Raw genomic sequence first — 9,009 nt, forward strand, 5'->3', positions numbered from 1 at the left:
GGGTCGCCGCCGTGACGCCCAACTCCCGGGACAGCGCGTCCAACTCTTCCCCATGCAGCAGCCGCATCACCGCTCCGCTCTTGCGCCGAGAGGAGAATCTCCCTCGCTCAACGCGGCCTCGATCAAGTGCTCCCTCGCCCTTTCCATCCATCATGGACACCTCCTTGAGTTTGTGGCATCATGCCCAATTCCGTGTCCAAGAAAATCCTAGGGCGGGGGAGCCCTTAAAAACGGAGAGGAAATTAGTTTTGCGGCTCGACATGGGATTGCTGCAATGAAATCCCAGTCGGAAAACTTTGGCAAGATAGTAGCGTATATGCAAAGGTACGAAAGAAAAAGCTAAGCCCAGGGTCTTTCGGCTGCCTTTTGCCCCTCCCTTTGGAATCCTACGGGATATGCGGCGCGTACTCCATGCCGATGTGGCCGGAGGCCTCTAGCTCCTTGTAGCGTGGCTCGGTGACACCGAGGAGGTCGCGGTAGACGTAGGGGTTATCTTCGCCAAGGAGCGGCGCGGCATGGCGCAACTCCCAGGGAGTGCCGGAGACCTTCCAGTACTGGAAGGGGTATTCATGGGTGCCGGAATCGGGATGCGTGACTGTGCGGAAGTAGCCCCGGTGGACAAGCTGAGGGTCGCGGTACTGGTCGGCGTTGTCCGTGACGACGAAGGCGGCGACGCCTGCCCGCTGTAGCCGCTCCTGAAGCTCGTAGCGGTCGTTCTGCTTCGTCCATTCGGTGATATGGCCGTCTATCTCGCCCTGATTCCTGAGCCGCCCCAGGCAGGTGGCGAAGCGTCGCTCCTGCGCCCATGCCGGGTTGCCCATCACCTGCACCAAGGCTCGCCATTCAATATCGCCGCCGGCGGCGATATTGATCCAGCGGTCTTCGCCCTTAGTGGGGTAGCAGAAGTGCGGCGCCATCCAGGGGTGATGGTTGCCCAGGGTGCGCTGGATGCGCCCGGTGAGGGCATAGTCCACAAAGGCGGAGGCGAGGTGATGGACATAGCATTCGCCCATGGAGAGGTCTATGAACTGGCCCTGGCCGGTGCGGTCGCGATGGCGCAGGGCGGCGATGGCGAGCCAGCACATGGCGGCGCCCGCCGCCGGGTCCGAGGGGACGGCGTTGGTGACGGAGTCCGGGTGGTCTTCCGCATAGCCGCGCAGCCAGCCGTGGCCGATGATCTCCTCGAAGTGGATGCCGAAGCCCTTCTGGTCTTTGTACGGGCCCCAGGCGCCCATGCCGGCCACGGACATGCAGATGATGTCCGGTTTCACGGCGCGGAGGCCGGCATAGTTGATGCCCAGCTTGTCCACCAGGCCGGGGACGTTGTCCACCACGATGTCCGAGACGCGGACGAGATCGCGGAAGAGCCGGCGGCCCGTCTCGTTTCGGAGGTCCACCGTCATGCCGAGTTTGTTGTGGTTGGTGCCGTTGAACGCGCCGAAGCGGTTCCAGGGACGGGAACCGGGATCGAGGTTGGGGTAGCCGCGGCCGACGGCTCCCATGAAGGGGACGGTCTCCTTCACCGGGTGAGCCGTGTAGCCTCGCGTGGTGCTGGGGAAGGACTGCGTGGACTCCACGTGGATGACTTCGGCGCCCATGTTGGCAAGAAGCATGGTGCCCCAGGGCGGGCCGACGACGACGGTCATATCGAGGATGCGGACGCCTTCTAGGGGAAGTCGCGACACAGCAATCACCATCTCCTCTCGCGCTGCGAGTTCGTTTCGGCAGGCTCAGCGCAGGCTCTCTCCCATCGAGGGAGAGGCGATAGACCGTCGAGGATGCGGACGCCTTCTTGGGAAAGTTTCGCCACGGCTAGATAACCCCCGCCTGGCGAAGGGCGACCGTATCGTGGCGGCTATAGCCCAGGCGGCCCACCAGGATTTCCTCGTTGTGCCGGCCCAAAGTCGGTGCGGGATGCACCTGGTAGGGCGTCGCGGACATCTTGGCCGGTTCCCCCGGCAAAAGGGCCTTGCCGACCACCGGGTGGTCTACCTCTAGAAAGAAGCCCCGGGCTTTCATGTGCTCGTCTTCGTAGACGTCCTTGGGCGTGAAGATGGGCGCGGCGTAGACGCTGTACTGCTGGGAGAGCTTGAGCAGCTCGCGCATGGTCTTTTGGGTAACCCACGGGAGGAAGATGGAGTCGAACTCATCCTTGCGGACCACGTCCACCAGGTCCTTGGGCGTGGAGAAGCGCGGGTCCTTGGCCACTTCCGGCATGCCCATCATGTCCAGGATGCGGGTGAAGAACTGCGGCCCGCCGAAGATATCGTAGAAGCCGTCCTTGCAAGGGTAGTTGCCCGTGGGGTAGTGGGAGTAGACGCTATCGCGGCGCTGGCCGGGCCTGCCGGTATAGGCGTAGGAGACCATGTACTGCATGCGCCGGTCCACGCTGCTGGCGGTGGTCTCATAGAGCGACATATCTATGTACTGGCCATCGCTGCCGTCGCGGGTGCCGTAGTAGGCGATGAGGGCGGCGGCCGCCGCCATATTGCCCGATTGGTACTGTTGGGTGTAGTTACCCAGGCGGATCGGCGTGCGCTCCGGGAGGCCGGTGCTGTTCATCTCCCCCGCGCCGCCGAAGAGCAGCATATCGCTCGTCTTGTAGTCGCGGTATGGGCCGTCCTGGCCGTAGTTGGAGAGGGAAAGATAGGTGATGCGGCGATTCGCCCGGCGGACGGCATCGAAGTCCAGGCCCAGGCGCTGGACGACTCCAGGGTGAAAGGACTCGAGGAAGATGTCCGCCGTTGCAGCCAGGGATCTGACGATGTCCCGACCCACGGCTGACTTCAGATTGAGCGTCAGGCTCTTCTTCCCCTGGTTGAGGTCCAGGTGCAAGACGCCCGTCTCCAGCGAAGGCTGGTCGCTCACGAAGGGGCCTGCGGAGCGCGAAGGGTCGCCGCCGCTTGGGCGCTCAACCTTGATGACTTCAGCGCCCAACCCGGCCAGGACCTTGGAGCAATAGGGGCCGGCGATGCCCCAGGTGAGATCGAGGACGGTAAGTCCTGACAGCGATTGCGCAGGCGGCGGCATGGAGCGGGTGCGAAGGGCCTAGCGGTTCTTGAAGGTGGGCGTCCGCTTCTCCACAAAGGCCTTGGCCGCCTCCTTGGTATCTTCGGAGGCGGCGGTGAGCGATTCCACGCCGAGGGAGAAGTGGTGCGTGTTGACGACCTCGCGCCAGATGTGCTGGTTCAGGGCGGCCTTGGTCCACCGGACGGCCATGGGCGCGCCGTTGGCGAGCTCAGTCGCAAGCTCCATCGCCCTAGGCATGACCTGGTCTTGCGGGACGGCGTAGTTGACCAAGCCGATCCGCTCCGCCTCCGTCCCCTTGATCAGGCGGCCGGTCAAGAGCAACTCCTTGGCCCGGTTCATGCCGATCAGGAAGGGCCACATGAGGGCGCCGCCATCGCCGGCCACAAGGCCGATCTTGACATGGGTATCGCCGATGCGCGCCGTCTCCGACATGACGGTGACATCGCACATGACAGCGAGGGTGGAGCCCAGGCCCACGGCATCGCCGTTGATGGCGCCGATGATGGGGACTTCCAGGTTCAAGAAGTTGTGAATGACCCACTTGGCGTTGCGGAGGATGTTCCCCAGGGGCTTCGCCTCGTTCGGATTCTCATTGCGGCTGGCCATGTTCTTCACATCGGCCCCGGCGCAGAAGGCCCGGCTCCCGGCGCCGGTAAGGATGGCGCAGCGGACGCGATCGTCCTGGTTCAGCATAACGAAGACGTCTTCCAGGGCGGAGTGCAGCTCCGTGGTGATGGAGTTCATGCGCTCCGGCCGGTTGATGGTGATGACGGCGATCTTGTCCTGGACTTGGACGTTCAGGTTGGATTGGGCGAGGCGTGCATAATCAACCACGGGGGTCCTCCTGGCGAAGGTGGCAACAGTATAGCGTGCGCCGCCCATGATACCGTTGCTGTAACGCTTGTCTAGGGCGCGTTGTGCGGCGGCCCGCGGGACCCCTTCGTCGTTGACACAGAAGGATGGAGGGCTACAATTCTTCAAGAGGCTGTGCGCCGCTCCCCGGCACAGCGAAGGCATCTTACGGACACTCCAACCGGCTCACCATCTTCGGCCGCCCCTTCTGCTTCCAGCGGCTTCGGCGGCCGCACCTTCCGCTCCCTCCGCCACCGCGATTTCCGGGTGCTCTGGATCGGCATCCTAATCATCAGCTCCGGCCAGTGGCTGGAGCAGGTGGCCATCTCCTGGCAGGTGGTGGAGCTCACGTCAGAGTTCTACTGGGTGGGCGTCATCGCCGCCGCGCGGGCCTTCCCGACCCTGATCATCACGCCCATCGGCGGGGTCCTAGCCGATCGGTACGACCGGACAAGGGTGCTGGCGACGAGCCAGCTCGGCTCCGCCCTCTGCGGGGCGGTGTTGGCCAGCCTGGGGTTCAGCCACAAGCTGGAGCTGTGGCATCTCATCGCCGTTTCCGCCGGTTTCGGCACCCTCTGGTCAATCAATAACCCGAACCGCCACGCCCTTATCCCGCACCTGGTGCCGCGCCAGGACCTGATGAACGCCATCGCGCTCAACTCAACGGGCTTCAACCTGACCAGGTCCCTTGGCCCGGCGATGGGCGGGTTGCTGCTGGCGGCGGTCGGCTTCTCTTGGGTCTTCACCATGGTCTGCGCCGCCTATCTGATGGTGCTGCTCACCACGCTCAACATCCGGACGCATACGCAGACGACGACCGTGGCGAAGGAGTCCGTGCTGCAGAACCTCAAAACGGGCCTGGTCTACGTGCGGCGGAACAAAACGGTGGCGACCTTGGTGGTTATGGGCTGGTTCATCGTCGTCATCGGCATGCCGTACTTCACCATGCTGGCGCTCTTCGCCAGGGACGTCTACGAAGTAGGGGAGCGCGAGTACGGCTTCCTCTTGGGATGCACCGGGATCGGGTCCATCGTGGCATCCATCTATCTCGCCAGCCGCGCCCAGATCCGCAATCCGGGGACGCTGCAGCTCGCCATCGGGATCGTCTTCGGCATCGGCATCATCGGCTTCGGGCTTGCGCCCAGTTTCGCCTGGGCTGTGCCCGGGCTCATCGTTGCCGGTGCCGCCAGCATGATGTACCTCTCCGTGAACAACACCATCCTGCAGATGATCCTGCCGGACGCCGTGCGCGGGCGCGTGATGGGCCTGGTGATGATGCAATTCGGCTTGATGCCGCTCGGCTCGCTCGTCTCAACATCGGTGGCTGACGTGATCGGCCTGCAGGCCACGGTCATCGGGATGGGCGCCATCTTGGCCGCCGCGTCGCTCCTGGCGATGCGCCTCCTGGGCGATTTCAGGAGACTGAACCTGTACGAGAAGCTGCCCGAGCAGCACGGGACGACCTGAGGCCGTCCCGTACCCTGCTACTTCGCCTTGCGGCGCTGGGCCTTCTTCGCGGTCGGCCGTTTGCCCTTAGGCCCGCTCTTGCGGAGCGGTCGTTTGGGCTTCGTCTTGGATTTCCGGGCGGGCTTGGGCGCTACCGCTTTGGCTCTCTTCGCCGGGGCCGGCTTTAGCCCCGTTGTGACCTTGCCGTCCTTCTCAAGCGGCGTCTCATCCAGGTTGGCCCATTCGCTCATGGAGCCATCGTAAACGGAGAGCTGGTCGTAGCCCAGGAGCTTGAGGGTGAAGGCGGCGTGCGACGCACGCACTCCGGCCTGTCAGTAGGTAGTGACCTTCTTGTTGGGCGTCACCCCCGCTTTCCAAAGGAGCTGCTGGATCTCCGAGGCGGGCTTGAAGACGCGGAGAGCATCGTTCGTGACGAAGTTCTTCCACTCGATGTGCACCGCGCCTGGGATGCGGCCGGAGCGCTTGTTGCCGCGAGTCTCCGTTCCCTCCCATTCGGCCTCCGAGCGCACGTCCAGCAGGAGCGGCTCCTTGGCGGCCACGGCCTTCTCCACATCGTCCACGTAGGCGATGAGAGCAGGCTTTTCGATAGCGGTGAAGGCGGCAGGCGGGTAGGCAGGCAGTTCCAGAGAGACGGGACGCCGCTCGGCCATCCACTTGTTCCAGCCGCCGTTGAGGAGCTTGCAGTTGGGGCGGCCGTAGTAGCTCATCACCCACCAGAGTCGCGCGGCGGTGTGGCCGCCATCGGCGTCATAAGCGATGACAATGGTCTCATTGCCGATGCCGAGGCTGGACATGAGGGCCTCGAACTTCTCCTTGGGCATGACGTATTGCGGGTCGTCCGGGTCCTTGATGTAGTGGGACTTTTCGGCCGGGCCAGGGTGGAGGGCGCCCGGGATGTGGGCGCGAAGGTAGGCATCCCTGGCGCCCATGTCCACGATGCGGAAATCGCGGCGCTGGAGGCGCTCGGCGAGCCACTGGGTTTCCACGAGCAGGTCGCTATTGACGTAGCCGGAAGAGGAAGTGGTCATACAGCCTCGAAGGTTGTGGTCTACTCCTGCGCGCCCATCTGGCGGAGGAGATCGGCGGCGCCCTGCTGATCGCGGGAGAGGGCGATGCCGAGGGGCGTCCGACCGGCGCTATCGCGGGCGCTGATATCGGCCCCCGCGCCGAGCAGGCCGAGGATGAGGGCCTGGGAGCCGCTGCCTGCGGCGATGTGGAGCGGCGTATCGCCGCCGGAATCCCGGGCGTTGACGGGCGCGCCGCGAGCGATGAGGAGATACGAGATGGGCAGCTCATTGCCGTGGCGGTTCATCAGCCCGGCGACGGCGGCATGGAGAGCGGTGTTCTGCTGAGGGCTGCGGGAGACGGCATGCACATCGGCGTCATGGGTCAGGAGCGTCCAGACGGCCTGGCGCTGGCCGAAGAAGGCGGCGAGGGCAAGGGGCGTCCAGCCGTCCACGCTATAGGCGTTGACGGAGGCGGGCTTGTGGTGGGCATAGGTGTGGATGCGCTCGATGAGGCCCAAGGCGGAAGCGGAGAAGATATCCAGTTGCGCGCCGCTTGCCAAGAGGAGGTCCAACATCTCCTTGCGCTGGTAATAGCGCGCCATCATGAGCGGGGAGATGCCGCCGGAGAGCGGCTCATTCACCGCTCCGGGGTGGGATTGAAGGACGGCGCGCAGGGCGGCGATATTGTTGCTCTTGATGGCCTCCAAGACTTGCTCAGCCGTTGCCTGCATCATCCACCTCGCTTTGCTGTGGGGGCCTTCGACTTTCGGGAGGCCAGCATCTCCTTGCGGATCAGCTCAAAGTCCTCCTTGGGCAGGACGTGGACGTTGCCTTGAAAGGCCAATCGCCAGTGCTGGGCGGGCCACTTTTTGGCGTACCGCATCTGCTGGGCCATGACTTCCGAGGGAAGGAAATGCGGCGCGTCCAGGATGACATCCGGCTTGATCTTGAAGCGATAGGGGTAACTTTCGCCGGCTTTCTTGGAGGCCCAGAGCGGCGTGTGGTCTTCAAAGAAGGTGGAAGTGGCCTCCGCGGTGCCGCCGAACATCTGGATGCCGGTGAGGTAAAAGAGCACCTTATCGCCGGGGCGCACGCGCTCCGCCTTTTTGAGGTGGCGGCTCTTCATCCCCGCCAGCTTGAAACCTTGCGTGCGGGAGCGCTCGAAGTTATCGGCGCCGCTGACCAGCATCCAGTGGGTTGGCTCCGCCATTCGCTCTCCTGGGAGGCCTACCTGGGCCTTCGCTATAATGAACCGGCTCACATTGTAGCCCACCCGCCCATCCCATCCAACCGCCCTGAAAGAGGAGCACTCCCACATGCCAGGCCCGCTTGCAGGCCTTCTCGCCCTTGACCTTACGCGCATCCTGGCAGGCCCCTTTTGCGGCATGACGCTCCGGGATCTGGGGGCGGAGGTCATCAAGATCGAGCATCCCCTGGGTGGCGACCCGGCGCGCGGCAATGGGCCCTTCATCGGCGAGTACAGCTCGTACTTCCTGAGCGTGAACCGGGGGAAGAAGAGCGTCACCCTCGACCTGAGCAAGCCGGAGGGGAAGGACCTGCTCATCAAGCTGGCCAAAAGGGCCGATATCCTTATCGAGAACTTTGTGCCTGGCACGATGGCGGGCTTCGGCGTGGGCTATGACGCCCTCAAGAAGCACAACCCCCGCCTCATCTACTGCGCCATCTCCGGCTTCGGCCAAACGGGGCCGTACGCCTCCAAGCCCGCGCTGGATATCATCGTGCAGGCGATGGGCGGCATCATGAGCGTCACCGGCGAGCCTGGGGGAAGACCCCTGCGGCCGGGGACCTCCATCGCCGATGTGGTCGGCGGGATGTACGGGGTCATCGGCATCCTCTCCGCGCTGCATGAGCGGAAGAAGAGCGGCAAGGGCCAGCTGGTGGATATCTCCATGCTGGACTGCCAGCTTGCCATCCAGGAGGGAGCGCTCTCCCGCTACTTCGTCACCGGAGATGTGCCCAAGCCTATCGGCAGCCGTCACCCCATCTTCACGCCCTTCGATTCCTACCAAGGGAGCGACGGCAAGTGGTTTGTGGTGGCTATCATCGGCGGGCGCGTGGACCAGTGGCCCCTCTTCTGCTCCATCATTGACCGGGTGGACCTGATAGATAAACCGGAGTTCGGGACAGGCTGGCTGAGAACGCAGAACCATGCCCAACTGAACCCCATCCTTCTAGATACCTTCAAGGCCAAGCCGTCCCATGAATGGCTGCGGGCCTTCGCCGAGGTGGGCATCGCCTGCGGGCCGGTGAACACGATAGACCAGGTGGCGAGCGACCCGCAGATCGCGGCGCGAAAGATGATCGTCGCTGTGAGGGCGAAGAAGTCCGGGAGGGTGAAGGTAGTGGGCAACCCGATCAAACTTTCGCGGACGCCCAGCGAGGTGCGGACGGCCTCGCCTGGCTTGGGCGAGCACAATAGCAGGGTCTATGGCGCGATGCTGAAGCAGTCTAAGAAGCGCTTGGCCGAGTTGAAGAAGAAGGGTGTGCTGTGACACGCGTGTTTGCCGCCCTTCCGCGCCGCTCCGTATAATGATTCTTCTCTTGCGGTGGCTCGCCGGAAGAGCAGGCTATGGCTATCACCTCAACCGCCCTGCCGACCTTTGAGGAAATCGTCGAAAAATACAGCGATTTC

General features: G+C 63.9%; 9 protein-coding genes. 2 read left to right on the top strand and 7 right to left on the bottom strand.

Annotated elements, in window-relative coordinates:
• Positions 1 to 386 precede the first annotated feature (386 nt).
• The 3 genes from FJ039_12020 to FJ039_12030 all read right to left on the bottom strand — a co-directional run bounded on the left by FJ039_12020 (position 387) and on the right by FJ039_12030 (position 4,047).
• Complete coding sequence (locus FJ039_12020) at positions 387 to 1,697, bottom strand: CoA transferase (GenBank protein MBM4406874.1); 1,311 nt, start codon at positions 1,695 to 1,697, stop codon at positions 387 to 389.
• A gap of 115 nt (positions 1,698 to 1,812) precedes the next feature.
• Entirely contained in the window at positions 1,813 to 3,030 is a 1,218-nt protein-coding gene (locus FJ039_12025) for a CoA transferase (GenBank protein MBM4406875.1), read from the bottom strand.
• 18 nt (positions 3,031 to 3,048) lie between these two features.
• Complete coding sequence (locus tag FJ039_12030; GenBank protein MBM4406876.1) at positions 3,049 to 4,047, bottom strand: enoyl-CoA hydratase/isomerase family protein; 999 nt, start codon at positions 4,045 to 4,047, stop codon at positions 3,049 to 3,051.
• On the opposite strand from FJ039_12030, the gene FJ039_12035 reads away from it, so the two are divergent.
• Entirely contained in the window at positions 3,946 to 5,349 is a 1,404-nt protein-coding gene (locus FJ039_12035) for an MFS transporter (GenBank protein MBM4406877.1), read from the top strand. The two genes, FJ039_12030 and FJ039_12035, sit on opposite strands and share 102 nt — an antisense overlap.
• 17 nt (positions 5,350 to 5,366) lie before the next feature.
• Here FJ039_12035 and FJ039_12040 read toward each other — a convergent pair whose 3' ends face one another.
• Genes FJ039_12040 through FJ039_12055 form a run of 4 tightly spaced genes read right to left on the bottom strand, consistent with a single transcriptional unit; the run spans position 5,367 to position 7,566 of the window.
• Positions 5,367 to 5,651 (bottom strand): hypothetical protein, encoded by a 285-nt coding sequence (locus FJ039_12040; GenBank protein ID MBM4406878.1) that lies wholly within the window; start codon positions 5,649 to 5,651, stop codon positions 5,367 to 5,369.
• A 9-nt stretch (positions 5,652 to 5,660) separates the two neighbouring features.
• Positions 5,661 to 6,377 carry a sulfurtransferase gene (locus FJ039_12045; protein ID MBM4406879.1) on the bottom strand — a complete coding sequence of 239 codons (717 nt, stop codon included), beginning with the start codon at positions 6,375 to 6,377 and terminating at the stop codon, positions 5,661 to 5,663.
• A 20-nt stretch (positions 6,378 to 6,397) separates the two neighbouring features.
• Positions 6,398 to 7,090 (bottom strand): hypothetical protein, encoded by a 693-nt coding sequence (locus tag FJ039_12050; protein MBM4406880.1) that lies wholly within the window; start codon positions 7,088 to 7,090, stop codon positions 6,398 to 6,400.
• Positions 7,087 to 7,566, bottom strand: coding sequence for an EVE domain-containing protein (locus FJ039_12055; protein ID MBM4406881.1), 480 nt, complete (start codon positions 7,564 to 7,566; stop codon positions 7,087 to 7,089). The genes FJ039_12050 and FJ039_12055 overlap by 4 nt, the downstream gene beginning before the upstream one ends.
• 106 nt (positions 7,567 to 7,672) lie before the next feature.
• On the opposite strand from FJ039_12055, the gene FJ039_12060 reads away from it, so the two are divergent.
• Positions 7,673 to 8,869 carry a CoA transferase gene (locus FJ039_12060; GenBank protein MBM4406882.1) on the top strand — a complete coding sequence of 399 codons (1,197 nt, stop codon included), beginning with the start codon at positions 7,673 to 7,675 and terminating at the stop codon, positions 8,867 to 8,869.
• Positions 8,870 to 9,009 lie beyond the last annotated feature (140 nt).

This window comes from Chloroflexota bacterium, assembly GCA_016875535.1.
GTDB lineage: Bacteria > Chloroflexota > Dehalococcoidia > SHYB01 > SHYB01 > VGPF01.

Excerpts from the sequence above, each read along its gene's own strand:
- FJ039_12020 (MBM4406874.1), bottom strand. The coding sequence starts at position 1,697 with ATGGTGATTGCTGTGTCGCGACTTCCCCTAGAAGGCGTCCGCATCCTC.
- FJ039_12025 (MBM4406875.1), bottom strand. The coding sequence starts at position 3,030 with ATGCCGCCGCCTGCGCAATCGCTGTCAGGACTTACCGTCCTCGATCTC.
- FJ039_12030 (MBM4406876.1), bottom strand. The coding sequence starts at position 4,047 with ATGCCTTCGCTGTGCCGGGGAGCGGCGCACAGCCTCTTGAAGAATTGT.
- FJ039_12045 (MBM4406879.1), bottom strand. The coding sequence starts at position 6,377 with ATGACCACTTCCTCTTCCGGCTACGTCAATAGCGACCTGCTCGTGGAA.
- FJ039_12050 (MBM4406880.1), bottom strand. The coding sequence starts at position 7,090 with ATGATGCAGGCAACGGCTGAGCAAGTCTTGGAGGCCATCAAGAGCAAC.
- FJ039_12055 (MBM4406881.1), bottom strand. The coding sequence starts at position 7,566 with ATGGCGGAGCCAACCCACTGGATGCTGGTCAGCGGCGCCGATAACTTC.
- FJ039_12060 (MBM4406882.1), top strand. The coding sequence starts at position 7,673 with ATGCCAGGCCCGCTTGCAGGCCTTCTCGCCCTTGACCTTACGCGCATC.